The sequence below is a fragment of the Paenibacillus rubinfantis genome (assembly GCF_001486505.1).
GTDB classification, from domain to species: Bacteria; Bacillota; Bacilli; order Paenibacillales; family Paenibacillaceae; genus Fontibacillus; species Fontibacillus rubinfantis.
Map to the genome: position 1 here is coordinate 39742 of NZ_LN909047.1, position 24152 is coordinate 63893.

Consider the following 24152-nt stretch of genomic DNA (forward strand, 5'->3'; position numbering starts at 1 on the left):
GAAATCTCGTGCCAATCAAAAAGTACAAACCAACATCCCCGGCAAGACGCGCAATGAGCGTGTCGACCTTCGAAGAAATTACGACGAATCAGCCGGAGAAATCTTTGCTTGCGCCGCTGAGCAAAACAGCCGGCCGCAACAACCAAGGTAAAATCACTGTTCGTCACCACGGCGGCGGACATAAACGTAAATACCGCATCATCGACTTCAAACGGAACAAAGATGGAATTCCAGGCCGCGTTGCTACGATCGAATACGATCCAAACCGGACTTCGAACATCGCTTTGATCCATTATGCCGATGGCGAAAAACGCTACATCATCGCTCCAAAAGGTTTGAAAGTGGGCGATGTGATCGAATCCGGCGCAGGTTCCGATATCAAAATCGGTAATGCAATGCCGCTGGAGAACATCCCGGTAGGTACCGTAATCCACAACATCGAGCTGAAGCCTGGCAAAGGCGGGCAACTCGTTCGTGCTGCCGGAACGGAAGCTCAATTGCTCGGTAAAGAGGAGAAATACGTAACGATTCGCTTGTCTTCTGGCGAAGTTCGTAAAGTCCTGAAAGTTTGCCGCGCAACGATCGGTTCCGTAGGTAACGGTGACCACGAGCTTGTGAAAATCGGTAAAGCGGGACGCAGCCGCTGGCTCGGACAACGTCCGGAAGTGCGCGGTGTCGTCATGAACCCGAACGATCACCCTCACGGTGGTGGTGAAGGTCGCGCTCCGATCGGCCGTAAATCTCCGTTGTCTCCTTGGGGCAAACCGACCCTTGGTTACAAAACGCGTAAAAAAGGCAAAGCTTCTGATAAATATATCGTTCGCCGTCGCACGAAGTAATCCGCATTTCGCGGATCACTTCGCGGCATGAACGAGCTTAACTTGCAGCGCATTGTGAAGGGAGGATAAATGAATGAGTCGCAGTCTGAAAAAGGGACCTTTTATCGACGGTTACCTGCTTAAGAAAGTGGAGGAAGCAAGCGCTTCGAACAAGAAGGTCGTGATCAAAACTTGGTCCCGTCGCTCCACAATCTACCCGCAATTCATTGGTCATACGTTTGGTGTTTATGACGGCCGCAAGCACGTACCGGTGTACGTAACCGAGGATATGGTCGGACATAAGCTGGGCGAATTTGCTCCAACCCGGACCTACAAAGGTCATACGGATGACGATAAGAAAACGAGACGTTAATAACGATAAGTTCTTCGTTTGAGAGGAGGTAATACTACATGGAAGCTAAAGCACATGCAAGATCGATTCGTATTGCTCCCCGCAAAGCTCAGCTCGTTATCGACCTGATCCGCGGTAAGCAAGTTGGCGACGCGATCGCGATCCTTCGCCATACGCCAAAAGCAGCATCCCCGATCGTGGAGAAGCTTTTGAACTCGGCGATTGCCAATGCTGAACACAACTATTCTATGGATGTAAATAAATTGGTGATTACGCAAGCCTACGTAAACCAAGGCCCGACGATGAAACGTTTCCGTCCACGGGCAATGGGACGTGCTAGCCGGATCAACAAACGCACCAGCCACATTACTTTGGTGGTATCCGAAAAATAAGGAGGGAAAACGTGTGGGCCAAAAGGTAAATCCGGTCGGATTACGAGTAGGGATTATCCGTGATTGGGAATCCAAATGGTACGCAGGCAAAGATTTTGGTGATCTTTTGCTGGAAGACGTAAAAATTCGTGAACACCTGAAAAATAAACTGAAAGACTCCGCGGTATCTCGGATCGAGATCGAGAGAGCGGCGAATCGTGTGAACGTGACGATCCACACAGCCAAGCCGGGTATGGTTATCGGTAAAGGCGGTTCGGAAGTGGAAAACCTGCGCGGTGAAATTACGAAAATCGCAGGCGGCAAAAAAGTTCACATCAACATCTCTGAAATCAAACACCCTGATCTTGACGCAATCTTGGTTGCTGAAAGCATCGCACAACAATTGGAACGTCGCGTTTCTTTCCGTCGTGCGCTGAAACAAGCGATTCAAAGAACGATGCGTTCGGGAGCTAAAGGGATTAAAACGGCAGTCAGCGGTCGTCTCGGCGGTGCTGAAATTGCTCGTACGGAAGGCTACAGTGAAGGAACTGTTCCACTTCATACGCTCCGCGCCGACATCGATTACGGTACGGCAGAAGCGCATACGACTTATGGCCGCATCGGCGTAAAAGTATGGATTTATCGTGGAGAGGTTCTTCCTACGGCTAAGAAACAACAAGCTGCTCAGGAAGGAGGCAACTAATCATGTTGGTACCAAAACGTGTTAAACACCGCAAGCAACAACGCGGTAATATGAGAGGCCAAGCTAAAGGCGGCACCGAATTGAACTTCGGTGAATACGGCCTGCAGGCTCTGGAGCCGACTTGGATCACGAACCGTCAAATAGAAGCAGCGCGTATCGCGATGACTCGTTACATCAAACGTGGCGGTAAAGTATGGATTAAAATTTTCCCTGACAAGCCGATTACTCAAAAGCCTCTTGAGGTCCGGATGGGTAGCGGTAAAGGTAACGTCGAGAAATGGGTCGCAGTTGTGAAGCCGGGCAAAATCATGTTTGAGCTTGCCGGTGTATCGGAGGAAATTGCACGCGAAGCAATGCGTCTTGCCGCCCACAAACTGCCGATCAAAACGAAGTTTGTGAAACGTGAAGAATTGGGTGGTGAAGCAAATGAAAGCTAATGAACTTCGCAACTTAACCACTGCAGAAATCGAACAAAAAATCGCAGGTTTTAAAGAAGAACTCTTTAACCTCCGTTTTCAGTTGGCTACCGGCCAGCTCGATAACCCGACTCGGATCCGCGATGTGCGTAAGGAAATAGCTCGTGCTAAAACCGTTATCCGTGAAAGAGAACTTGGGATCATCAGTTAAGAAGCGCTAAGCGAATAAAGCAAAGCGCCTAAGTCCAGGAAGGAGGCTAACCATGAGCGAACGTAACAGCCGTAAAGTGCAAATTGGTAAAGTCGTCAGCGACAAGATGGACAAAACGATCGTTGTTGCTGTAGAAACCTACAAAAAGCATGATTTGTACCACAAGCGCATTAAATACACGAAAAAATTTAAAGCGCATGATGAGAACAACACCGCGAAAATCGGGGATACCGTCAAAATCGCCGAAACTCGCCCGCTGTCCAAAGACAAACGCTGGAGACTCGTTGAAGTCGTTGAAGAAGCGGTTATCATTTAATAGCACGGTAGCTTAGACCGAAAGGAGGAAATATCCATGATTCAACCATTTACACGTTTGCAGGTTGCTGACAACTCCGGCGCGAAGGAACTGATGTGTATCCGCGTTTTGGGTGGTACGGGTCGTCGTACAGCGCAAATCGGTGATCTGATCGTTTGCTCCGTCAAACAAGCAACACCAGGCGGCGTTGTCAAAAAAGGTGATGTAGTTAGAGCGGTAGTCGTTCGTACGAAACGTTCGGTACGTCGTAAAGACGGTTCCTACATTGCATTCGACGAGAACGCAGCGGTTGTTGTTAAAGAAGATAAGAGCCCACGCGGAACGCGTATCTTCGGACCTGTTGCCCGTGAACTTCGCGACAAGGACTTTATGAAGATCGTTTCCTTGGCTCCGGAAGTTATCTAAGAACACCCCATAAGCCAAAGGGGAGCCCGATTTAACAGGAGGTGTAAACCAAGTGCCTAGACTGAAGAAGATTCTTGAATCTCATAACAATAAGCTGCACGTCAAAAAGGACGACACGGTGATCGTGATTTCCGGTAAAGACAAAGGCAAAAAAGGCCGTGTCATCGCCGCTTATCCTCGCGAAAACCGCGTGCTTGTGGAAGGCGTGAACATGGTTAAGAAACATCAAAAACCAAATCAACTGAACCCACAAGGCGGCATCATCGAGAAAGAAGCTCCGATTCACGTTTCGAACGTAATGCACGTTGATCCGAAGAGCGGAAAAGTAACCCGTATCGGTTACAAAGTATTGGACAACGGCAAGAAAGTTCGCGTAGCGAAGAGATCCGGAGAAGTAATCGACTAATCCAGTAACGTTAAGAAAGGAGGTCCATGATTCATGGCAGCAAGATTGAAAGAACGCTTTTTGAACGAAGTAACACCTGCTTTGGTTCAAAAATTCAACTATACAACGGTTATGCAAGTGCCGAAGATCGAGAAAGTCGTTATCAACATGGGTGTTGGTGACGCTGTAGCGAACTCCAAAGTGCTTGATTCCGCAGTAAACGATATGCAGTTGATCGCTGGTCAAAAGCCAGTTATCACGCGTGCGAAGAAATCCATCGCCGGTTTTAAACTGCGCGAGAACATGCCGATCGGTGTGAAGGTAACCCTTCGCGGTGAGCGCATGTATCATTTCCTCGACAAACTGTTTAATGTAACGCTTCCGCGTGTCCGTGACTTCCACGGCGTATCGACGAAAGCATTCGACGGTCGCGGCAACTATACGCTGGGCCTGAAAGAGCAACTGATTTTCCCTGAGATCGAATACGATCAAGTGGATAAAGTGCGTGGTATGGATATCGTCATCGTAACGACGGCGAAAACCGACGAAGAATCCCGCGAGCTCTTGACGCAACTCGGCATGCCGTTTGCTAAGTAAAAGTCCATTTTCTCCGAAACTATTTAGGAGGTGTCAGGCTAAGTGGCTAAAACTTCGATGAAAGTTAAACAACAACGTACACCTAAATTTAAAGTTCGGGCTTATACCCGTTGTGAACGTTGTGGTCGCCCACATTCGGTATTGCAAAAGTACAAGATTTGCAGAATTTGCTTCCGTGAATTAGCTTATAAAGGCCAGATTCCTGGCGTGAAAAAAGCAAGCTGGTAATTAATCAACAACGGGAAGGAGGTTTACACGTATGACTATGTCAGATCCAATTGCAGATATGCTTACTCGTATTCGTAACGCCAATACGGTGCGTCACGAGACGGTTGAACTGCCTGCGTCCACGATCAAGAAACAAATCGCTGAAATCCTGAAGCGTGAAGGTTTCATCCGTGACGCTGAATATATCGACGATAACAAACAAGGGATCATCCGTATTTTCCTGAAATACGGCCCGAACAACGAACGCGTCATCTCTGGACTTAAGAGAATCAGTAAACCAGGCCTTCGCGTGTACACGAAAAGTAATGAAATTCCTCGTGTCCTCGGCGGCTTAGGTATCGCGATTATCTCCACATCCAAAGGTGTCATGACTGACAAGGAAGCTCGCCAGTCCAAAGCCGGCGGCGAAGTTGTCTGCTACGTTTGGTAATTAACGTCTTATAACAAGGAGGTGCAATAAATGTCTCGTATTGGTCGCAAACCAATTACAGTACCAAGTGGTGTGGATGTCACACTTGATAATAGCGTCATTACGGTAAAAGGGCCGAAAGGCACTTTGACTCGTGAGCTTCACAAGGACATCAAGGTATCGGTTGAAGGCAACCTGATTTCCGTTGAGCGTCCTTCTGATAATAAATTACATCGTTCCCTGCATGGCACGACCCGCTCCGTTGTGAGCAACATGGTCAGTGGGGTAACGGAAGGTTTCTCCAAATCGCTCGAGCTGGTTGGTGTCGGTTACCGCGCAAGCTTGTCCGGCAACAAACTGGTTTTGAACGTAGGTTACTCCCATCCGGTGGAAATCACGCCGGAAGCGGGCATCGAATTTGAAGTGCCTTCGAATACGAAGATCATCGTTAAAGGAATTAATAAAGAGCGCGTAGGCGAATACGCTGCTAAAATTCGTTCCGTCCGCGAACCTGAGCCTTATAAAGGTAAAGGGATCAAGTATGAAGGCGAACGCATCATTCGTAAGGAAGGTAAAGCCGGTAAGAAGAAATAAGTTTCTTCTTCTCATGCCGGTCCTTCTGGCGTCTTGAAATGAAATGTCTGTAACGGTAAACCGAAGGGAGTGAAATGGAAGTCATGATTACAAAAGGTGATAAGAACAAAGCACGTCTGAAAAGACATTTGCGTGTACGTAAAAAAGTTCAAGGAACGGCAGCTCGTCCAAGACTGAACGTATACCGTTCTTCTAAACATATCTACGCTCAACTGATCGACGACGTGGCAGGCGTAACGCTGGCTAGCGCATCGACCGTCGATAAAGAACTGAGCGGTTCGATCGGCAATGGCGGCAACGTGGAATCCGCTCGCAAGGTAGGCGAATTGATCGCAAAACGCGGTCAAGAAAAAGGGGTCAAAGTTGTTGTGTTTGACCGCGGAGGATACTTGTACCATGGACGGATTCAGGCGCTGGCTGACGCAGCCCGCGAAGCAGGCCTGGAATTCTAAAATAATCACTAAAAGGAGGTTAACGACTTGCGTGTAGATCCGAACACTTTAGAACTGACAGAAAGAGTTGTAAACATTAACCGCGTAGCTAAAGTAGTTAAAGGCGGACGTCGTTTTAGCTTCAGCGCGCTCGTGGTTGTCGGCGACGGCAAAGGTTGGGTTGGCGCCGGGATCGGTAAAGCAGGCGAAGTGCCTGACGCGATCCGCAAAGGTATTGAAGATGCCAAGAAAAACCTTGTGCATGTTCCACTCGTGGGAACTTCGATCCCTCACCAAGTAATCGGGCATTTCGGAGCTGGCCGCGTATTGCTGAAACCGGCATCTGAAGGTACCGGGGTTATCGCTGGCGGTCCTGTTCGTGCGGTTCTCGAACTGGCAGGCGTAGGCGACATTTTGACTAAATCTTTGGGTTCTTCGAATTCCATCAACATGGTCAACGCGACTTTGGAGGGCTTGTCCCGTCTGAAACGCGCTGAGGATGTTGCGAAATTGCGCGGTAAAACCGTCGAAGAACTTCTCGGTTAAGGAGGGAATCTCATGGCTAAACTGCAAATTACCCTCGTGCGTAGTTTGATCGGTCGTCCGGAGAACCAACGTACTACCGTGAAAACATTGGGTCTTCGCAAGATCAACCAATCCGTTGTTCACAACGATAATCCAGCCATTCGTGGGATGGTTAATCAAGTGAGCCATCTGGTATCGGTTAAAGAAATCGAAGGCTAAGATCTCACTAGCTTCTTAAGTGCTAACAATAAATAAGGAGGTGCAACGAACGATGAAGTTACATGAGCTTTCCCCAGCTCCTGGCTCCCGCCAAGAACGCAAACGCGTTGGCCGCGGTACAGGTAGCGGCATGGGTAAAACATCTACTCGCGGTCACAAAGGTCAAAACGCTCGTTCCGGCGGTGGTGTGCGTCCGGGCTTCGAAGGCGGTCAAAACCCGCTGTATCGTCGCTTGCCAAAACGCGGGTTCATCAATCCGACGCGGAAAGAGTATGCGATTGTGAACATCGAAGATTTGAACAACTTTGCGGCGGATACGGAAGTGACTCCTGAGCTGTTGTTTGAACAAGGAATCGTGAAAGACGCGAAAAGCGGCATCAAGATTCTCGGCAACGGTGAAGTTACTGTCAAGTTGACAGTTAAAGCGAATAAGTTCTCCCAATCTGCGGTAGAGAAAATCGAGGCTGCCGGCGGTAAAACCGAGGTGATCTAATGTTTAAAACCATTAAGAACATATGGCATGTTCAGGACCTTCGCAACCGCATTTTGTTTACCCTGTTTATCTTCCTCATTTACCGGATCGGTTCCTTCGTTCCGGTTCCGGGCGTTAATAAAGACGTCTTCGAGGCGACAAACACGGCAGGAAGCGACTTGTTAGGGTTCTTGAACACCTTCTCGGGCGGCGCCCTGAAGAACTTCTCGATCTTCGCCCTCGGGATCATGCCTTATATCACGGCTTCTATCATCGTGCAACTCTTGTCCATGGACGTTATTCCGAAATTTGCGGAATGGGCCAAGCAAGGGGAACACGGCAAGAAAAAAATGGCTCAAGTGACTCGTTACGGAACGGTCATTTTGGCCGTGATTCAGGCTTTTGCCACATCGATTGGCTTTAACCGGTTGTATGGTACGGAGATGGTACCAAACGCTACGTTTGGTGACTACTTGGTCATAGCGATCGTGTTGACGGCTGGTACATCGTTCCTGATGTGGTTAGGTGAGCAGATTACTGAAAGAGGGATCGGCAACGGGATTTCGCTCATCATCTTCGCTGGGATCATTGCATCCATTCCATCGCATATTACGACCATTGCTCAATCTGAGTTTATCGTTGAAGGTCAAGCGTTTATCAACGTGGTGAAATCCCTCGCGATTATTCTGGTTTGCGTGTTGATCGTGATTGGCGTCATTTATGTCCAACAAGCGATTCGGAAAATTCCGGTGCAATACGCCAAACGTGTAGTCGGCAACAAAATGTATGGCGGGCAGAATACCCATATTCCGCTCAAAATCAATGCTGCCGGCGTGATTCCGGTCATTTTCGCCGTTTCCTTGCTGCAATTCCCGGTAGTGCTCGCCAGCTTCTGGTCGACGCATAGCTGGGCGCAATGGATCAGCAGTAACTTGTCCACCAACCGTCCTCTTGGGATGGTGCTTTATGTCGTCATGATCATTGGCTTTACGTTCTTCTATACGTTCGTACAGATGAACCCGCAGCAAATGGCTGAAAACATGAAGAAAAACGGTGGATACATTCCGGGGATCCGTCCGGGTAAATCGACGGAAACCTATCTTACTCGGGTCTTGACCCGTCTGACGATGACCGGCGCTCTCTTCCTGGCCGCCATCTCCATCCTTCCTATGGGCTTGGGGGCTTTGGCCGGATTACCGAGTACGGTTCTGATTGGCGGTACTTCGATTCTGATCGTCATCGGCGTTGCGCTGGATACGATGAAGACGATCGAAGGCCAATTGATCAAACGTCACTATAAAGGTTTTATCAATAAATAGTCGGTAGGTACCAGGATCAGGGACGTGCAAACGCCCTTGCCTGGCACCTAACTGCGCTATTTCTTGTTGTAGAGGAGTCTTGGAGGGAGTGAGAGACATGAACTTACTATTCATGGGGCCTCCCGGAGCAGGAAAAGGAACACAAGCCGAGACAATCGTTAACGAATTCGGTATTCCTCATATCTCTACTGGCGACGCATTTCGCCTGGCAATTAAACAGGGAACACCTGTGGGGATGAAAGCGAAGGAATATATGGATCAGGGACTGCTCGTGCCTGATGATGTGACAGTGGGGATCGTTCGCGAACGCTTGCAACAGCCCGATTGCGAAAAAGGTTTCTTATTGGATGGTTTTCCAAGAACCCTTTCGCAAGCGGAATCGCTGGAAGAGCTGCTTGAAGGCCTGGGTCGCAAGCTGGACCACGTCATCAACCTGAAAGTGGACCGGAACAAGCTGCTAGCGCGGCTGACCGGACGCCGGATTTGCAAATCCTGCGGTGCCACTTATCATGTGATCTTTAATCCTCCGGGGCAGGAAGGTGTTTGTGATAAATGCGGCGGCGAGTTGTACCAACGCTCGGATGATAACGAGGAGAGCGTAGGCACTCGTTTGGACGAATATATCAACAAGACCGCACCGCTTCTGAAGTTCTACGAAGATAAAGGCCTGTTGCGTCAGGTAGATGGTGAACAGGAAATCGATGCGGTTTCGAAAGAAATCGTGTCACTACTGCGGGGTTAGGTGTAATGATCATTTGTAAATCCGAAACGGAACTAGGCTTTATGCGAGAAGCTGGGCGAATCGTAGCGGAAACGCATAGGCTCATGGCAGAATCGATTGAGCCTGGAATTACGACGGGGGAACTCGATCAACTCGCCGATAAGTACATTCGCAGTCAGGGCGCCGTGCCGTCCTTTAAAGGTTACAACGGTTTTCCTTATAGCATTTGCGCTTCGGTCAACGAAGAATTGGTACACGGATTTCCCGGCAAACGCAAATTGAACGAAGGCGATATCATCACGTTGGATATCGGCGCGGAGTATCGTGGTTTCCATGGGGACTCGGCGTGGACTTATCCGGTAGGCGAAATTTCGGAGGAAGCCAAGAAGCTCTTGGAAGTCACCGAAGGATCTCTGTATGCGGGCCTTGAGCTTGTTAAACCGGATGTTCGATTGTTCACGATCTCGCATGCGATTCAGCAATTTATCGAAGCTGCCGGTTTTTCCGTCGTTCGGGAATATGTCGGTCACGGCATTGGCGCAAGCTTGCACGAAGAACCGCAAATTCCGAATTATGGTTTGCCCGATCGGGGCCCACGGCTTAAACCGGGGATGGTCCTGGCGATCGAACCGATGGTGAACATGGGGAAGCGATATGTTAAGACGCTGGAAGACAATTGGACAGTGGTCACGGTGGATGGCTCGCTATGCGCTCATTTCGAGCATACGGTAGCTGTAACACCGGACGGGATGGAAATTTTCACGAAGCTGAATGCGTAGGTGATGAACGTGAAGGAACGCTCGGAGCCGCAGGTCGGTCAGTTGGTGAAAGTTCTCAGAGGCAGGGATGCCGGGGCGATTTATGTGATTATCGGGATTCTGGACGACAGATTCGTCTGGATCGCGGATGGAAACAAACGTAAGTTTGATGGACCCAAACGTAAAAATGCCCAGCATCTTGAGCTACTGCCCATCGTTAGCAGCGAGGTTGTTCATAGTTTGCAGGAAAGCGGACGAGTGACGAACGGGAAGCTGCGGCATGCCGTTCTTGCTTATCAGAAGTCCGCCGATTCTATGGTCGAAGAGAAAGGAGACTGACTGTGGCTAAAGAAGATGTCATTGAAGTCGAAGGCGTGGTTATTGAGCCATTGCCAAATGCTACATTCAAAGTGGAGCTGGAGAATGGGCATCAAATTCTCGCTCACGTTTCCGGTAAGCTGCGGATGCACTTTATCCGCATTTTGACGGGGGACAAAGTGGTTGTACAGCTTTCGCCGTACGATTTGACGAAAGGCCGGATCACATACCGCAAATAGACTCTACCCATTATGGTAAAGTTGTGGTACAATATTCAGGTTGAGTTGTTTCAGAGAGTAGTTTATGATTAGATTGCCTGCGATTCGAGTTTTGCTTCGCGAAACGAAACGTAGCTTTCGATCCCAGTTTTACTTCTGTAAAACTTTTAGGAGGTAATCAGCATGAAGGTAAGACCTTCTGTAAAGCCGATTTGCGAAAAATGCAAAGTCATTCGTCGCAAAGGCAATGTCATGGTGATTTGCGAAAATCCGAAACACAAACAAAAACAAGGTTAATTGAAGGGGGTGTAGCGTAAAATGGCACGTATTGCTGGTGTGGATTTGCCACGTGATAAACGCGTTGAGATCGCCTTAACTTACATTTTCGGAATCGGTAAAACGACTTCCCAGAAAATCCTGAGCACAACAGGCATCAATCCGGACACTCGTGTTCGTGATTTGACGGAAGATGAGGTTAGCAAACTACGCGAAACGATCGACAAGACGGTCAAGGTGGAAGGCGACCTGCGTCGTGAAATTTCCTTAAATATTAAACGTTTGATCGAGATTGGCTGCTACCGCGGAGTGCGTCATCGTCGCGGCTTGCCGGTTCGTGGACAACGTACGAAAACGAATGCCCGTACTCGTAAGGGTCCTCGTCGTACTGTAGCGAACAAGAAGAAATAAGAAGGGGGGATAACAGACAATGGCTAAACCAAAAAAAGTCGTACGTACTAAACGTCGTGACCGGAAAAATATTGAATCTGGTGTGGCTCATATCCGCTCCACGTTCAATAATACGATTGTAACCATTACGGATCCGCACGGTAACGCAATTTCCTGGGCTAGCTCCGGCGGCCTTGGATTTAAAGGATCCCGTAAGTCGACTCCGTTTGCCGCGCAAATGGCTGCTGAATCTGCTGCCAAAGCTGCGATGGAACATGGCATGAAGAGCGTTGAGGTTATGGTTAAAGGCCCTGGTGCTGGCCGTGAGGCCGCTATCCGCTCCTTGCAAGCGGCAGGCCTTGAAGTCAACATGATCAAAGACGTTACTCCAATTCCTCATAACGGCTGCCGTCCTCCAAAACGCCGCCGCGTTTAATGAAGCCGCGCTGAAGCTGTGGTATAACAACAGCGTTAATTGGGAACAATGGTTGTTTAGGCATACTACGTTTCAAACTTCAGCAAATTAGGCAGATTCAAAGGAACGACGTTTTGAAGGAGGGGTACTTTCGTGATAGAAATCGAAAAGCCGAAAATCGAGACCGTAGAAGTTAACGATGAAGGCACCTATGGGAAATTTGTAGTAGAACCACTTGAACGTGGGTATGGCACCACACTGGGCAACTCGCTTCGCCGGATTTTGCTCTCTTCTCTGCCGGGTGCTGCGGTAACCTCGGTCCAAATCGATGGAGTTCTGCATGAATTCGCGACCGTGCCGGGCGTTATGGAAGACGTTACGGAGATCATCCTGAACCTGAAAGCTCTCTCGCTGAAAATCCACTCGGATGAGGAGAAAATCCTCGAAATCGATGCGGAAGGCGAAGGAGTTGTTACGGCAGGAGACATTCGGGCGGACAGCGACGTGGAGATTTTGAATCCGGACTTGCATATTGCTACGCTTGAACCGGGCTCGAGACTTCATATGCGCGTCTACGCAGGCCGCGGTCGTGGTTACGTTCAGGCAGATCGAAATAAACGAGATGATCAACCGATCGGTGTCATTCCCGTCGATTCGATCTATACCCCGATTACTCGGGTCAACTACGTGGTAGAGAACACCCGTGTTGGCCAAGTGACCAACTACGACAAGCTAACGCTTGAAGTGTGGACCGATGGCAGTATCAGACCTGAAGAAGCGGTTAGCCTCGGCGCTAAAATTTTGACCGAGCATCTCTTCTTGTTCGTCGGCTTGACGGACGAAGCGAAAGACGCGGAAATCATGGTCGAGAAGGAAGAAGACAAAAAGGAAAAAGTGCTTGAAATGACGATTGAAGAGCTTGATCTCTCCGTTCGTTCCTATAACTGCCTCAAGCGTGCCGGCATTAATACGGTACAAGAGCTGACAACGAAAACCGAAGAAGATATGATGAAGGTTCGTAACTTGGGCCGCAAATCTTTGGAGGAAGTTCAAGAGAAGCTCGAGGAGCTTGGTTTGGGATTGCGCACTGAAGAATAAGTTGACTTGAATCGTTCTAGCGAAGGAGGGAAAACTCATGGCATACCAAAAGTTGGGCCGCGATTCCAGCGCACGTAAAGCTTTGTTCCGTGACCTGGTAACCGACCTGTTCTTATACGAACGCATCCAAACGACGGAAGCGAAGGCGAAAGAAGTTCGTTCGATCGCTGAGAAGCTGATCACCAAGGCAAAACGCGGTGACCTGCACGCCCGTCGTCAAGTAGCAGCTTACGTTCGCCGCGAATCGATCGATGGCGAGCAGGATGCAATCCAAAAGCTGTTCAACGAACTGGCAACACGTTATTCCAGCCGTCCAGGCGGATACACTCGTATCCTGAAGCTGGGACCTCGCCGCGGCGACGCTGCGCCTATGGTTTATCTGGAACTGGTAGACCGCGCATAATTCGGGAGACTCTCCCTATCTAGCGTGTAAAACTCTCTGTCGGCTCGCCTTATGGCTAAGCTTTCGGAGAGTTTTTTATTGGAAAGCAAACAAGAAAGGAAGGGACCGATGCGCAACTTGCTGATGACCGTCAGTTATGACGGAACGAGCTATTTCGGCTTCCAAACTCAACCGGGTGGGAACACGGTCCAGGATCACATCGAGGAAGCCATTCGCCAGTTGACGGGGGAACAATTAAAGATCCATGGCTCCGGACGGACGGATGCGGGGGTTCATGCTCGGCAACAGCCGTTCCATTTTCACACCGCCTCGCAAATTCCCATAGAGCGCTGGTGTTTGGCGTTAAATGGGCGGCTCCCTTCCGATATCCGTGTACTGACCGCTCGCGAGGTTCCGCTGACGTTCCACTCCCGGCGTTCCGCCAAACGCAAGACCTACCGTTATACGATCAATGCGAACCGAATTCCCGATGTATTCCAGCGGAATTATCAGTTTCATCACCCAGGGAAGTTGAACGTTGAAGCGATGCAGGAGAGCTTACCCTATTTGCTCGGGACACATGATTATACCTCGTTTGCTTCACGTCACTCGACGAAGGCAAGCCATGTTCGTACCCTATATGATGCCCGTCTCGTTGTGGATTCATCAGTGAACCTTCCTGGCACAATAGGCCAGGGAGTCCTCCACTTCTATGTCACAGGCAACGGATTTCTGCAGCACATGGTCAGAATCATCGTGGGGACGCTTCTCGAGATTGGCGAAGGCAAACGGACGCCGGAATCCATGAAAGCGATCCTGGAAGCCAAGGACCGCAAGGCTGCAGGCCCGACGGCTGAAAGTAAGGGATTGATGCTCTGGAGCGTGGAATACGAGGAGTCGGTGGAATTAAGAGAGGAAGCCTGAAACCTTAAGGAAGACGATCCGTAACTTATTTAAAAAGTAAGATAAATGGATCTCAATTCTTAAGGAGGGTTTACCTTGAAATGTCCCGTGTGTAACGATGTGCGGATGAGAGAAATCGAGAAAGATGGCGTTCTGATTGACGTTTGTCCGGATTGTAAAGGCGTTTGGCTTGACCGCGGTGAGTTGGAAAAGTTGATGAGTGAAATTCGAGAAATCCGGCCGGCCTTTAACGAGTGGTACGATCATCGGGAAGAGCGGTACGAGGATCGCCGAAGTTCAGGGCATTACGATCAACCTAGGTCCAAGTCATCGTCGGGATATCCTCCACAGTCGGGATATGACCCAAAGTATCCGAAACAGGGCCATTACAAGCCGAAGAAAAAGAAGTCGGCGTTGGACATTTTTGGGGATTTGTTTGATTGACGCTTTCCCCTGATTTTTCGGGATAAACTCTGAAAAAAGGCTTGCGTATTAAATGCGCTTCCTGTAAAATAAAAGTTGTGTTTTCTTGATGGCTATCCCACAGCCCCCAATCGAGAAGACCGCTGAACCAAGACTTTAAGCTTGCTAAACATGAATGAAACGATCGAAGATAAATCTGCTGAAAAGGTCATGCGACCCGAAGAGCAAGATCGTGTTCAGCAGGATGAACCATTTCGGACGAACTTGAAGGAGGATCTTTACATGCGTACCACTTATATGGCGAAGCCAGGCGAAGTAGAGCGCAAATGGCACATCATCGATGCCGAAGGCAAAACGCTGGGCCGCTTGGCTAGCGAAGCTGCTGCTCTTATCCGCGGTAAACACAAACCACAATTTACTCCACACGTTGACAGCGGCGACTTTGTTATCGTCATCAACGCGGAGAAAATTGCCCTGACCGGCAAAAAGATGGATAACAAAAAATACTATCGTCATTCCCTGCATCCGGGCGGTTTGAAAGTCACCGTTGCCAAAGATATGCTGAGAACGAAACCTGAACGTGTAATCGAGTCCGCCGTTCACGGTATGCTGCCTAAAACTCGTCAAGGCGAGAAAATGAAGCTGAGATTGAAAGCTTACGCTGGCACAGAGCATCCACATGCGGCACAAAAACCTGAAGTTTACGAACTTCGCGGATAATTAAAAGGGAGGACAGTTTCATGGCACAAGTACAATACTATGGGACAGGTCGTCGTAAACATTCGGTAGCTCGTGTTCGCCTTGTACCGGGTGAAGGACGCATTGTCATCAATAAACGCGACATCAACGAATATTTTGGTCTGGAAACGCTCAAGCTGATCGTTAAACAACCGTTGACTTTGACGGAAACGCTCGGTAACTACGACGTGATCGTCATCGCTCATGGCGGCGGTATTTCCGGCCAAGCCGGCGCAATCCGCCACGGGATCTCCCGCGCTCTGCTCAAAGCAGATCCGGAATTCCGTTCTTCACTGAAAAAAGCAGGATTCTTGACTCGTGACCCACGGATGAAAGAACGTAAGAAATACGGCCTCAAAGCAGCTCGCCGTGCTCCTCAGTTCTCGAAACGTTAATCGTTACGCTTCATTCAAAAGCCCTTTTCCGCTTTGCGGAGAAGGGCTTTTTTGCGTGGATTAGAGGTATATTCGATGGGGACGACTCATAAGTTATTTATGGGCTTGGCTTCTCTAAGGAGGGGCTAGGTCTTTTTTTCATTTTGGTTTTTTTAGTATTGACTTCTAAGGCGAATGCCATATACTTAAAAATATAATTCTAATCAGATTAGTTGGATTAATACCATGATTAACCTAATGCGGGAGGTCCGAGGAAAGTGAACTTACTGGAAAAAGAGCAGTTGATTGCGGCTAAGGCCGAGGAATTCGAATCGTCAACCCCTCAGGAAATCATCGCTTGGGCGGTTGAGACATTCCCGAACATCACCTTTGCCTGCAGCTTTGGTGCCGAGGATGTTGTTTTGGTTGATATGCTGCAGCAAATCAGCCCGTCCTCCGATATTTTTTACTTGGACACGGATTTTCATTTTCAAGAAACTTATGAAACGCGGGACGCTATTGCCGCTAAATACGGCCTGGAATTTGTTCGGGTATCCCCCAAGTTGACGCCGGAAGAGCAGGCGGAGCAGTATGGCGAGGAGCTGTGGAAGTCGGACCCGAACGCCTGCTGTAACATACGCAAAGTCGAGCCGCTCACTCGGGTCTTGGGCCGTTACGATGCGTGGATCACCGGGATCCGCCGCGATCAGGCACCAACACGGGCCAATGCGAAGAAAATCGAATACGATGCGAAATTTGGACTGGTGAAGTTTAATCCGATCGCCAATTGGACGTCGGACGATGTCTGGAACTATATTCGCGAACATCAGATTATTTATAATCCCTTGCATGACCGCAATTATCCAAGTATCGGTTGTGAACATTGTACGCGTCAGGTGATGCCTGGTGAGGATCCTCGTGCGGGACGATGGTCGGGTACGGACAAGACGGAATGCGGACTTCATAAATAAGATTTTCAAGATCGGAGGAGATACGGGTGACGACAATATTACCGCATGGCGGGAACCTGATTAACCGCTTGGTTACCGGAGAACAACGGGAAAGTCTTTTGGAAACGGCCAAAGGACTTCCGACCATATCTATTAGTAACTGGACGATTTCCGACCTCGACCTCATTGGGGTGGGGGCGTTCTCACCATTAACCGGGTTTATGAACGAAGACGATTATCGATCCGTTGTCGAACGTATGCGGCTGGCAAACGGAACGGTCTGGAGTATCCCGATTACCCTCTCCGTCGTCCGCGAGCAGGCGGAAAGCTTGGAAGTTGGTGAGCAGGTTGCGCTCGTTGGCGAGCAGGACGGCGTCATATACGGGGTGATAGAGATCGGCAGCGTATATCACGTTGATCAGGCTGAGGAAGCTCGGAAGGTGTTCAAAACCGATGATCCCGAGCATCCCGGAGTAAAGAAGCTGCTGGAACGTTCGTCTTACTACGTTGGGGGCTCCGTACAGGTCTTGAATCGCCCAGAGCCGGCACGCTTCAAGGAGTTTTATTTTGACCCGGTAGAGACGCGGCGTATTTTTGCTGACAGGGGCTGGAGGACGGTTGTTGGGTTCCAGACCCGCAATCCGGTTCACCGGGCACATGAATACATTCAGAAGAGCGCATTGGAAATCGTAGATGCCTTGTTCCTAAATCCATTGGTGGGTGAAACGAAATCGGACGACGTGCCGGCGGATGTACGGATGAAGAGCTATTTGACCCTGCTGGACAACTATTATCCTGCAGACCGCACCTTTCTGGGGGTATTTCCGGCAGCTATGCGGTATGCCGGTCCACGTGAAGCGATCTTCCATGCGATGGTGCGGAAAAATTACGGGTGTACTCACTTTATCGTTGGCCGCGATCATGCGGGGGTAGGCGACTACTATGGCACGTATGAGGCGCAGGAAATTTTCTCGAATTTCACCGCCGAGGAGCTCGGTATCTCGCCGTTGTTTTTTGAACACAGCTTCTTCTGTACGAAATGCGGGAATATGGCTTCCAGTAAGACCTGCCCGCATCCAAAGGAAGATCATCTGACCTTGTCCGGTACGAAAGTCCGGGGATTGCTGCGCGACGGGGTTTGCCCGCCTCCTGAGTTCACTCGACCGGAGGTTGCCGAGATCCTGATTGAAGGGATGAAGCAGCAGGTTCACAACTAAACGCGCAATCAGCTTAAAGGGCCTTAAGAGTCATATTTGTCCACCTTGTCCCATATCATGAGTAATGTCATGAAGGGAGAAAGGTGGCTTTTTTTATGCGCGATCGAGATAAGGTGACGTTATGGATTTCTCTGAACCACATCAAAATAGCGCTGATCGGTGTGGTCCTCGCCGCCATGATCCTCGGGATAGCGTTGTACCAGGTGCCGTCGCAGAAAGCCTGGAATTATTGGAGCCTGCCGCTGGCGGGGCAGGTGATCGCTCTGGATGCAGGTCATGGGGGGCCGGACGGAGGAGCCAGCAGCAAGCAAGGGTTAATCGAGAAGGACATCAATCTCGCGGTCTCCCTATATCTGCGCGATTATTTACAGCAGGCCGGTGCGGTTGTCGTTATGACTCGCGAGGAGGATAAGGACTTGGCAGGGGCCGACACGAGGGGATACAGTAAACGGAAGACGGAAGACTTGAAAACCCGTGTCCGCTTTATTGAAGAACGGCAGGCCGATCTGCTGGTGAGCATTCACATGAACAGCATTCCTTCGCCGCGCTGGCGGGGGGCACAAACCTTCTATTTCCCGAATCATAAGGACAGCGGCAATCTGGCTGCGCTCGTGCAGGAAGAGCTCAGGCGGAATCTGGAGAACACGGATCGGGTCGCGAACCGTTCGGATAAGAAGGTGTATTTGCTTGAAGCGGTCCATATTCCCTCCGTCCTGGTGGAGGTTGGTTTCCTATCTAATCCTGGGGAAGCGGAGTTGCTTGGCAGCGAGTCGTATCAGCGGAAAGTGGCCGCCTCGATTTATCAGGGGATCCTGCGTTATTATTCCGGCGAAAAAATACAAACCCCGGCAGACGATGTCAGGTAATGCTATAATATACCTAACTATCTGATGAAGACGAGGTGCTGTCAGTGATAACGAAGGAGCAGCTTCAGGCGGCTTTGCGCCCCGTCGCGGAACCAACCACGGGCCTTAGCCTGGTGGAATTGCAGTGGATTCGCGACATCATGATCAAAGAGGACCGTGTATCGCTAACGGTTGTTGGCTTTGAGAAAGGCAGCGAGGCCCAGGTTGAGGCGGAACGGGATATTCGGTTTCGCTTATCCGAGGCGGGGGTAGAGGATGTGCATCTGCGCTTCCGTGAAGCCTCGGAACAGGAGCGCGAGGCGGCGTTTAGCTCTGCTCGCCATAATTCGGATACGACCCAAAGCGAACGAGAAGCGTTGAAGGGGCATGGGGCAGGGCTGGAACAATTGCCGATCCTGGATCCAGGGTCCGGCGTTCAATTTATCGCTGTTGCCAGCGGCAAGGGCGGCGTCGGCAAGTCGACCGTTACGGTCAACTTGGCGGTGGCCTTGGCGCGTCAGGGCAAGAAAGTCGGCTTGATCGACGCCGATATTTATGGCTTTAGTGTCCCTGATATGATGGGAATCGAGGAAGCACCACTCATCGAAGACGGGGTAATTTTGCCCGTTGAACGGTTTGGCGTGAAGGTCATGTCGATGGGCTTCTTTATCCAGGACAACAACCCGGTAATCTGGCGTGGACCTATGCTGGGGAAAATGCTTCGGCAGTTTTTCAGCGATGTTCAGTGGGGCGAGTTGGATTATATGCTCCTCGACTTTCCGCCGGGTACGGGCGATATTGCCCTGGACGTGCACCAGATGATTCCGCACAGCCAGGAAATCATCGTGACCACCCCGCATGCCACCGCGGCTTTTGTTGCTGCACGGGCGGGCACGATGGCGCTGCGCACCGAGCATGAAGTGCTGGGCGTTGTCGAAAACATGGCTTACTACGAATGCTCCAAATGCGGCGAGAAGGATTATATCTTCGGCCGAGGGGGAGGCGCTCGGTTGGCGGAGTCCCTGCACACGGATTTGCTGGCACAAATTCCGCTTGGAACGCCGGACAACCATCCGTCTGAGCCGGATTTCTCGCCGTCCGTATATAAAGTGGAATCTTCTATTGGACAGCTGTATGACGAATTGGCACAGCGAATTGTCCTGAAATGCGAATAAGACTGGCCCTCGGGCCAGTCTTTTTTTGTTCTTTTGCTCGCTAGGGGTTACGATCCGCCACCGCTGCCGCCGCCCTCTTTGCTTTGGCCGCCTTCATCACCACTTTCGCCACCACCGCCGCCTTCTTCCTGCTTCGGCTCTTTTTCCACTTTCGGTTGCAGCTGTTCTTGAACGACGGTTTTCAACAGCTCAAGCACTTCCATCTTAAACAACGGACTTTGCATTGCTTCCTGCATCACCGTCATCGACTGCTTGCGGTAATCTGGGGTTTTGGTTAAATCGAGGAACATCTTCATCACTTCCGGAGATTTCAGGATATCGCTGACCGACTTTTGATAGGTCGGATCTTTGATCAGCTGCATGTGGAGCTCTTTGCTTTGGGAGTTCACCGCTTTCGCAAAGTCTCCAGCAAACTGCGGATCGGTCATGATCTTCTCGATTTCCTTTTTGTACTCCGGCGAAGTGATCGTTTCTTTGACCGCCATACGGACTTCATTGGACGTTTGGGACGGGAGAATCATTTTCACCCCAAAGGTTCCACCGCCGCCGCTGCCCCCGCTTCCTCCATATCCTCCGGACCCAGAGCCGGAATCCGATCCGGATTCGGAGCCCCCCCCGCTTTCGCCGCCGCTGCCGCTTTCGCTGCTGCTGCTTGGAGGAGTGCTTAACGCCTCATATATGGCCTTTTTGCCTTCGTCGGTCTTAAGAATATCGATGACCATCGATTTCGTTTCTTTATATCCCCCACCCTGGGAAGAGGAGGAGGAGCTTTGTTCAGAACCGCAAGCCGCTAGCGGAAGAGTAAAGGTGCATAAGAAGCATAAAATCCAACGGGTGCCCCGCCATTTCATGGTTCCCTTCCTCCTTATCATCATTGCTGAAGTTAGTATGCGGCTTAAAATCGGAAATATCCCAGTGAAAAGCTTAAAAACAATGGTTTTTTACCGGGATCGTTGGTAAAATATTTCGTTAGTGGAGGTGTAAGGGGCTTGAACTTAAAAAAATGGCTGTACTTATTTGGGACCACCTTAGCCGTAGGGGCAGCGGGGTCGTTGATCGTAGGTTTACTCCTGCAATGGACGGATACGTTGGAATACAAAGGCGTGACGGATATTGCAGTTAATGTCGGGATTTTGCTTGGTGTCGGCATTATGGTCAGCGTCTATTCCCAAATGGGCTTCTTCGCATATTTAATGATTAATTACATGGGGAACGGCGTATTCTCCAAGAGAACCTGGCAATATATCCAGTTGGTCCTGACTGCCTTAGCGCTGCTGGAGCTGATGTTCTTCCGAATCTTTGTGGGCGGGGAGAAAAACGGGGTTTCCGACCTGGTTCTGGGTCTCATCGTTCTTATTGTGGCTGTTGCAACCGCCTTTTATAAGGCCAAGTTGACGAATGCAACCGCCTGGATTCCTACGTTGTTCTTTATGATCGCCGTAACGATCGTTGAGACCGTGGGTGTCTTGAAAATTGGCGTAAACTCCGCAACTGCCTGGATTGTTGCTCCGTTAATCGCTTGTAATGCGTATCAAATTTTGATTCTTCAGCGAGTGCTAAATTCAGGAAACGCACAAACGCAAAAAAGCCCAGCCTAAACTGGGCTTTTTTGCTACGGTTTACCAACCGATGGCGTATTTCAATTGCTCCTTCAGCCAGGCTTGGTCGCGGACCTCGTTGCCTTGGACGCTGGCTTCCTGCAGCAGATCGGTGACGGTCACGAATTCATAACCTTGCTTGCGCAGCTCGTCGATGATGGTCGGCAGCGCTTCATGCGTCTGCTTAACCGAATCGCTGGCATGGAGGAGAACGATATCTCCGGGGTGGGCCTTCTTGACGACGCGGTCGACGATTGTCTGCACGCCTTTATTCATCCAATCCTGGGAGTCAGTATCCCACTGAATGACCTTATAACCTTGGCTGGCAGCGATTTTTAGTACGCGCTTATCAAAGTCACCGTTAGGAAGCCGCAGCAGCTTGGGGGCTTGGCCGGTCACTTCGGTCAGAATCGTGTGCGCCGTGGAGATTTGCCGGGAAATCTCTTCCTCGCTTAGACTGCTGTAATTGGTGTGTTTATGCCCGTGGCTTCCGATTTCATAACCCTGCTGTTGAATCGCTTTGACGATGTCTGGATGGGTCTTACTCCAGGGGGAAGACAGGAAGAAGGTCGCCTTCTGCACGTTCTTCTCCTTTAACACCTTGAGAATCGGCTCGGCCCGCGTATCGCCCCAACTGATATCGAAGGTGAGGGCTATGACTTTTTTGTTCGTGGACACGCTATAAATAGCCGACGGAGCACTTTCCTCGGAAAACACCGTAACCTGCCCCTGTTCCACGTAGATGACGCCGGCAGCAAAAAGGGCCGCGGCGAAGACAAAGAAAAAGCGTTTGATTTTCTTCCCGTTAAGGACATAGAAGAAGTTGTTCATGAACAATTAAGCCCCTCTCGTCATCAGAATGAAATGATCTTGAACTGATCCGCTTGTACCAATGTATGCTTGTTCCAACGCTTTATGACGCTTTGCGTCGATCACTTATTTAAGGAGACGGGATGTATGTTCTCTATTCGGGGGTTTGTGAAGGATTTGCGGAAATATAAGAAAGCGATGCTGCTTTCGATTTTGATTTTTGCGGTGGGTCTAGTGCTGGGAGCGGGGAATGCCGATACGTTAACCCGTATGGTCATGCCCGATATCGAGCGGCTTGGCCAGGTTAGCCGAAATTTAGCGCAGTCCGATCATCCGGAGCTGAATTTTTTTCTGTTTATTTTCTTCAATAATGCGGTAAAAAGTATTATGGTCATGATGTTCGGGGCCATTTTCGGTCTCTTACCGGCTTTCTTTTTGCTGATGAATGGCTTGGCCCTTGGATTCGTGGTGACTGCGGCGGGGGGCAAGGGTGGAAATGTAATGGATTTGATCGTACGGGGCCTGCTTCCGCATGGAATCATCGAAATTCCGGCGATCCTGATCGCTGCTGGCTTTGGCATGCAATTCGGTTATTTGATTCTAAAGAGCCTAGGGGAGGTCGGTTCAAGAGATGCTTCCGAACGTACGGTGGATTGGAGAGGTTTCTTCATCTCTTACGGCCGGGGGGCGTTCTGGATTGTGGGACTGCTGTTGATCGCTGCCGTCATCGAGAGCACGCTGACCTTTTACCTGGTTGGGGGAGTGTCGTAACGAAGCTTCCCCTTAGATGATGATTCATCCGTTAAAGTATTTTCACAGGCATTCATAATTTTCCCAAAAAGTGAGCATAACATTAAAGCGTCTTTTAGAAGGCCTATACCTTATAACATTGGTTGGATAAGGAGTGTTGCGCATGCTGGGAATGCTGTTTAGTGATAAAGAATGCAAGGAACTTGACTATGTGCTGCGAAAAGAATTGGATGAAATGCTTCTGGATATGAGCGATACCCGGTTAGATCAGGATATCCGCCATGCTATCGCCAATCGATACAAAACGATTTTTCGCATGTATGCCCGATTTGCTCCCTCCAAGGAATTATCAAAATATGCCCGGCGTGCCCGCTTTCCTCAAGCTAGAGAATAGCCGAATATTAGAGTTGACGGCGGGGCCGACCTTATGGTAAATTAGCATTCGTCCTTGTTTTATGGGACAAGCCGCAGAAGGCAGGAAGACTTTGGCAAGAAAAAAGTTTAGATAAACCTCTTGCAAAAACCTTGCAGTCTGTGATATATTATAAAAGTCGCCGCTGAAACGCAGCGATGAACGAAAGAACGAAGTTGATCTTTGAAAACTGAACAACGAGTGAGTAATAAATGAGATTTTAAATCTCGTCAGTTTTGAAATGAGCAAGTCAAACACTTTTGATGGAAGACCTCGATATCTTCGGGTTCGAGATTCCTTCCATCCTTATTGGAGAGTTTGATCCTGGCTCAGGACGAACGCTGGCGGCGTGCCTAATACATGCAAGTCGAGCGGAGTTAATCGGGAGCTTGCTCCTGATTAACTTAGCGGCGGACGGGTGAGTAACACGTAGGCAACCTGCCTGTAAGACTGGGATAACTACCGGAAACGGTAGCTAATACCGGATACGCAAGTTTATCGCATGGTGGACTTGGGAAAGACGGAGCAATCTGTCACTTACGGATGGGCCTGCGGCGCATTAGCTAGTTGGTGGGGTAACGGCTCACCAAGGCGACGATGCGTAGCCGAC

General features: G+C 49.8%; 40 protein-coding genes and 1 rRNA gene. 39 read left to right on the forward strand and 2 right to left on the reverse strand.

From position 1 onward, the window contains the following. Nucleotides 1–8 precede the first annotated feature (8 nt). The 35 genes from rplB to BN3277_RS00360 all read left to right on the forward strand — a co-directional run bounded on the left by rplB (nt 9) and on the right by BN3277_RS00360 (nt 19972). Nucleotides 9–839, forward strand: coding sequence for a 50S ribosomal protein L2 (gene rplB, locus BN3277_RS00195; protein ID WP_059040323.1), 831 nt, complete (start codon nt 9–11; stop codon nt 837–839). A gap of 73 nt (nt 840–912) precedes the next feature. Then, nucleotides 913–1191: a 30S ribosomal protein S19 gene (gene rpsS, locus BN3277_RS00200; RefSeq protein WP_059040324.1), complete on the forward strand. Its 279-nt coding sequence runs from the start codon at nt 913–915 to the stop codon at nt 1189–1191. A gap of 38 nt (nt 1192–1229) precedes the next feature. After that, on the forward strand, nt 1230–1562 hold the full coding sequence (rplV, locus tag BN3277_RS00205) for a 50S ribosomal protein L22 (RefSeq protein WP_059040325.1): 333 nt from the start codon (nt 1230–1232) through the stop codon (nt 1560–1562). Between the two features lie 13 nt (nt 1563–1575). Then, nucleotides 1576–2244, forward strand: a complete 669-nt coding sequence (gene rpsC, locus BN3277_RS00210) for a 30S ribosomal protein S3 (RefSeq protein ID WP_009226644.1) — start codon at nt 1576–1578, stop codon at nt 2242–2244. Between the two features lie 2 nt (nt 2245–2246). Further along, entirely contained in the window at nt 2247–2681 is a 435-nt protein-coding gene (rplP, locus tag BN3277_RS00215) for a 50S ribosomal protein L16 (protein ID WP_059040326.1), read from the forward strand. Beyond that, on the forward strand, nt 2671–2871 hold the full coding sequence (rpmC, locus tag BN3277_RS00220) for a 50S ribosomal protein L29 (RefSeq protein WP_018753986.1): 201 nt from the start codon (nt 2671–2673) through the stop codon (nt 2869–2871). The genes rplP and rpmC overlap by 11 nt, the downstream gene beginning before the upstream one ends. A gap of 52 nt (nt 2872–2923) precedes the next feature. After that, on the forward strand, nt 2924–3187 hold the full coding sequence (gene rpsQ, locus BN3277_RS00225; RefSeq protein ID WP_036619522.1) for a 30S ribosomal protein S17: 264 nt from the start codon (nt 2924–2926) through the stop codon (nt 3185–3187). Nucleotides 3188–3223: 36 nt separating this feature from the next. Further along, the gene (rplN, locus tag BN3277_RS00230) at nt 3224–3592 is read left to right on the forward strand and encodes a 50S ribosomal protein L14 (RefSeq protein ID WP_009226648.1); all 369 of its coding nucleotides are present in this window, start codon (nt 3224–3226) and stop codon (nt 3590–3592) included. A gap of 52 nt (nt 3593–3644) precedes the next feature. Continuing rightward, nucleotides 3645–3998, forward strand: coding sequence for a 50S ribosomal protein L24 (gene rplX / locus BN3277_RS00235; protein ID WP_009226649.1), 354 nt, complete (start codon nt 3645–3647; stop codon nt 3996–3998). Between the two features lie 33 nt (nt 3999–4031). Next, nucleotides 4032–4574, forward strand: a complete 543-nt coding sequence (rplE, locus tag BN3277_RS00240; protein WP_059040327.1) for a 50S ribosomal protein L5 — start codon at nt 4032–4034, stop codon at nt 4572–4574. A 42-nt stretch (nt 4575–4616) separates the two neighbouring features. Beyond that, nucleotides 4617–4802, forward strand: a complete 186-nt coding sequence (locus BN3277_RS24760) for a type Z 30S ribosomal protein S14 (RefSeq protein WP_009226651.1) — start codon at nt 4617–4619, stop codon at nt 4800–4802. Nucleotides 4803–4833: 31 nt separating this feature from the next. Further along, the gene (gene rpsH, locus BN3277_RS00245) at nt 4834–5232 is read left to right on the forward strand and encodes a 30S ribosomal protein S8 (RefSeq protein ID WP_036619532.1); all 399 of its coding nucleotides are present in this window, start codon (nt 4834–4836) and stop codon (nt 5230–5232) included. A 30-nt stretch (nt 5233–5262) separates the two neighbouring features. Beyond that, entirely contained in the window at nt 5263–5805 is a 543-nt protein-coding gene (rplF, locus tag BN3277_RS00250; protein WP_059040328.1) for a 50S ribosomal protein L6, read from the forward strand. Between the two features lie 83 nt (nt 5806–5888). Beyond that, complete coding sequence (gene rplR / locus BN3277_RS00255; RefSeq protein ID WP_082691245.1) at nt 5889–6257, forward strand: 50S ribosomal protein L18; 369 nt, start codon at nt 5889–5891, stop codon at nt 6255–6257. A 27-nt stretch (nt 6258–6284) separates the two neighbouring features. Then, nucleotides 6285–6782: a 30S ribosomal protein S5 gene (gene rpsE, locus BN3277_RS00260; RefSeq protein ID WP_059040330.1), complete on the forward strand. Its 498-nt coding sequence runs from the start codon at nt 6285–6287 to the stop codon at nt 6780–6782. 12 nt (nt 6783–6794) lie between these two features. Further along, complete coding sequence (gene rpmD, locus BN3277_RS00265) at nt 6795–6980, forward strand: 50S ribosomal protein L30 (RefSeq protein WP_009226656.1); 186 nt, start codon at nt 6795–6797, stop codon at nt 6978–6980. A gap of 52 nt (nt 6981–7032) precedes the next feature. Then, on the forward strand, nt 7033–7473 hold the full coding sequence (gene rplO, locus BN3277_RS00270) for a 50S ribosomal protein L15 (protein WP_059040331.1): 441 nt from the start codon (nt 7033–7035) through the stop codon (nt 7471–7473). Continuing rightward, the gene (gene secY / locus BN3277_RS00275) at nt 7473–8771 is read left to right on the forward strand and encodes a preprotein translocase subunit SecY (RefSeq protein ID WP_059040332.1); all 1299 of its coding nucleotides are present in this window, start codon (nt 7473–7475) and stop codon (nt 8769–8771) included. Before rplO ends, secY begins: the two co-directional genes overlap by 1 nt. Nucleotides 8772–8868: 97 nt before the next feature. After that, on the forward strand, nt 8869–9513 hold the full coding sequence (locus BN3277_RS00280) for an adenylate kinase (protein WP_059040333.1): 645 nt from the start codon (nt 8869–8871) through the stop codon (nt 9511–9513). A gap of 5 nt (nt 9514–9518) precedes the next feature. Next, nucleotides 9519–10271: a type I methionyl aminopeptidase gene (gene map, locus BN3277_RS00285; protein ID WP_059040334.1), complete on the forward strand. Its 753-nt coding sequence runs from the start codon at nt 9519–9521 to the stop codon at nt 10269–10271. A gap of 3 nt (nt 10272–10274) precedes the next feature. After that, nucleotides 10275–10589 (forward strand): KOW domain-containing RNA-binding protein, encoded by a 315-nt coding sequence (locus BN3277_RS00290; RefSeq protein ID WP_059040335.1) that lies wholly within the window; start codon nt 10275–10277, stop codon nt 10587–10589. A gap of 2 nt (nt 10590–10591) precedes the next feature. Beyond that, nucleotides 10592–10807, forward strand: a complete 216-nt coding sequence (gene infA / locus BN3277_RS00295) for a translation initiation factor IF-1 (RefSeq protein WP_059040336.1) — start codon at nt 10592–10594, stop codon at nt 10805–10807. A gap of 162 nt (nt 10808–10969) precedes the next feature. Next, entirely contained in the window at nt 10970–11083 is a 114-nt protein-coding gene (gene rpmJ, locus BN3277_RS00300) for a 50S ribosomal protein L36 (RefSeq protein ID WP_003333770.1), read from the forward strand. A gap of 21 nt (nt 11084–11104) precedes the next feature. Further along, on the forward strand, nt 11105–11473 hold the full coding sequence (rpsM, locus tag BN3277_RS00305; RefSeq protein ID WP_036712625.1) for a 30S ribosomal protein S13: 369 nt from the start codon (nt 11105–11107) through the stop codon (nt 11471–11473). A 19-nt stretch (nt 11474–11492) separates the two neighbouring features. Next, the gene (gene rpsK / locus BN3277_RS00310) at nt 11493–11888 is read left to right on the forward strand and encodes a 30S ribosomal protein S11 (RefSeq protein WP_018753969.1); all 396 of its coding nucleotides are present in this window, start codon (nt 11493–11495) and stop codon (nt 11886–11888) included. A gap of 132 nt (nt 11889–12020) precedes the next feature. Next, nucleotides 12021–12965 carry a DNA-directed RNA polymerase subunit alpha gene (locus tag BN3277_RS00315; protein ID WP_059040337.1) on the forward strand — a complete coding sequence of 315 codons (945 nt, stop codon included), beginning with the start codon at nt 12021–12023 and terminating at the stop codon, nt 12963–12965. A 37-nt stretch (nt 12966–13002) separates the two neighbouring features. Next, nucleotides 13003–13368, forward strand: coding sequence for a 50S ribosomal protein L17 (gene rplQ, locus BN3277_RS00320; RefSeq protein ID WP_059040338.1), 366 nt, complete (start codon nt 13003–13005; stop codon nt 13366–13368). A gap of 108 nt (nt 13369–13476) precedes the next feature. Further along, nucleotides 13477–14271 (forward strand): tRNA pseudouridine(38-40) synthase TruA, encoded by a 795-nt coding sequence (truA, locus tag BN3277_RS00325; protein ID WP_059040339.1) that lies wholly within the window; start codon nt 13477–13479, stop codon nt 14269–14271. A gap of 75 nt (nt 14272–14346) precedes the next feature. Then, on the forward strand, nt 14347–14694 hold the full coding sequence (locus tag BN3277_RS00330) for a TFIIB-type zinc ribbon-containing protein (RefSeq protein ID WP_059040340.1): 348 nt from the start codon (nt 14347–14349) through the stop codon (nt 14692–14694). Nucleotides 14695–14955: 261 nt separating this feature from the next. Further along, entirely contained in the window at nt 14956–15393 is a 438-nt protein-coding gene (gene rplM, locus BN3277_RS00335) for a 50S ribosomal protein L13 (protein ID WP_059040352.1), read from the forward strand. Nucleotides 15394–15413: 20 nt separating this feature from the next. Further along, nucleotides 15414–15806, forward strand: coding sequence for a 30S ribosomal protein S9 (rpsI, locus tag BN3277_RS00340; RefSeq protein WP_059040341.1), 393 nt, complete (start codon nt 15414–15416; stop codon nt 15804–15806). A 257-nt stretch (nt 15807–16063) separates the two neighbouring features. Further along, complete coding sequence (locus BN3277_RS00345; RefSeq protein WP_059040342.1) at nt 16064–16756, forward strand: phosphoadenylyl-sulfate reductase; 693 nt, start codon at nt 16064–16066, stop codon at nt 16754–16756. Nucleotides 16757–16782: 26 nt separating this feature from the next. Further along, nucleotides 16783–17952 (forward strand): sulfate adenylyltransferase, encoded by a 1170-nt coding sequence (gene sat, locus BN3277_RS00350; protein ID WP_059040343.1) that lies wholly within the window; start codon nt 16783–16785, stop codon nt 17950–17952. A 95-nt stretch (nt 17953–18047) separates the two neighbouring features. Next, a complete protein-coding gene (gene cwlD, locus BN3277_RS00355) occupies nt 18048–18818 on the forward strand; it encodes an N-acetylmuramoyl-L-alanine amidase CwlD (RefSeq protein WP_059040344.1) in 771 nt (256 codons plus the stop codon). Nucleotides 18819–18862: 44 nt separating this feature from the next. Continuing rightward, nucleotides 18863–19972 carry an Mrp/NBP35 family ATP-binding protein gene (locus tag BN3277_RS00360; protein WP_059040345.1) on the forward strand — a complete coding sequence of 370 codons (1110 nt, stop codon included), beginning with the start codon at nt 18863–18865 and terminating at the stop codon, nt 19970–19972. 47 nt (nt 19973–20019) lie between these two features. Here BN3277_RS00360 and gerD read toward each other — a convergent pair whose 3' ends face one another. Further along, nucleotides 20020–20823, reverse strand: coding sequence for a spore germination lipoprotein GerD (gene gerD, locus BN3277_RS00365; protein ID WP_059040346.1), 804 nt, complete (start codon nt 20821–20823; stop codon nt 20020–20022). A 138-nt stretch (nt 20824–20961) separates the two neighbouring features. On the opposite strand from gerD, the gene BN3277_RS00370 reads away from it, so the two are divergent. Next, the gene (locus tag BN3277_RS00370; protein ID WP_059040347.1) at nt 20962–21570 is read left to right on the forward strand and encodes a KinB-signaling pathway activation protein; all 609 of its coding nucleotides are present in this window, start codon (nt 20962–20964) and stop codon (nt 21568–21570) included. 21 nt (nt 21571–21591) lie between these two features. Here the strand turns inward: BN3277_RS00370 and pdaB are convergent, their stop codons facing one another. Next, complete coding sequence (gene pdaB, locus BN3277_RS00375; protein WP_059040353.1) at nt 21592–22401, reverse strand: polysaccharide deacetylase family sporulation protein PdaB; 810 nt, start codon at nt 22399–22401, stop codon at nt 21592–21594. A 126-nt stretch (nt 22402–22527) separates the two neighbouring features. On the opposite strand from pdaB, the gene BN3277_RS00380 reads away from it, so the two are divergent. From BN3277_RS00380 to BN3277_RS00390, 3 genes are all read left to right on the forward strand, one after another. Further along, nucleotides 22528–23151 carry a stage II sporulation protein M gene (locus BN3277_RS00380; protein WP_059040348.1) on the forward strand — a complete coding sequence of 208 codons (624 nt, stop codon included), beginning with the start codon at nt 22528–22530 and terminating at the stop codon, nt 23149–23151. 142 nt (nt 23152–23293) lie between these two features. Further along, a complete protein-coding gene (locus BN3277_RS00385) occupies nt 23294–23524 on the forward strand; it encodes a hypothetical protein (RefSeq protein WP_059040349.1) in 231 nt (76 codons plus the stop codon). 324 nt (nt 23525–23848) lie between these two features. After that, nucleotides 23849–24152 (forward strand): 16S ribosomal RNA (locus BN3277_RS00390); the annotation flags it as partial.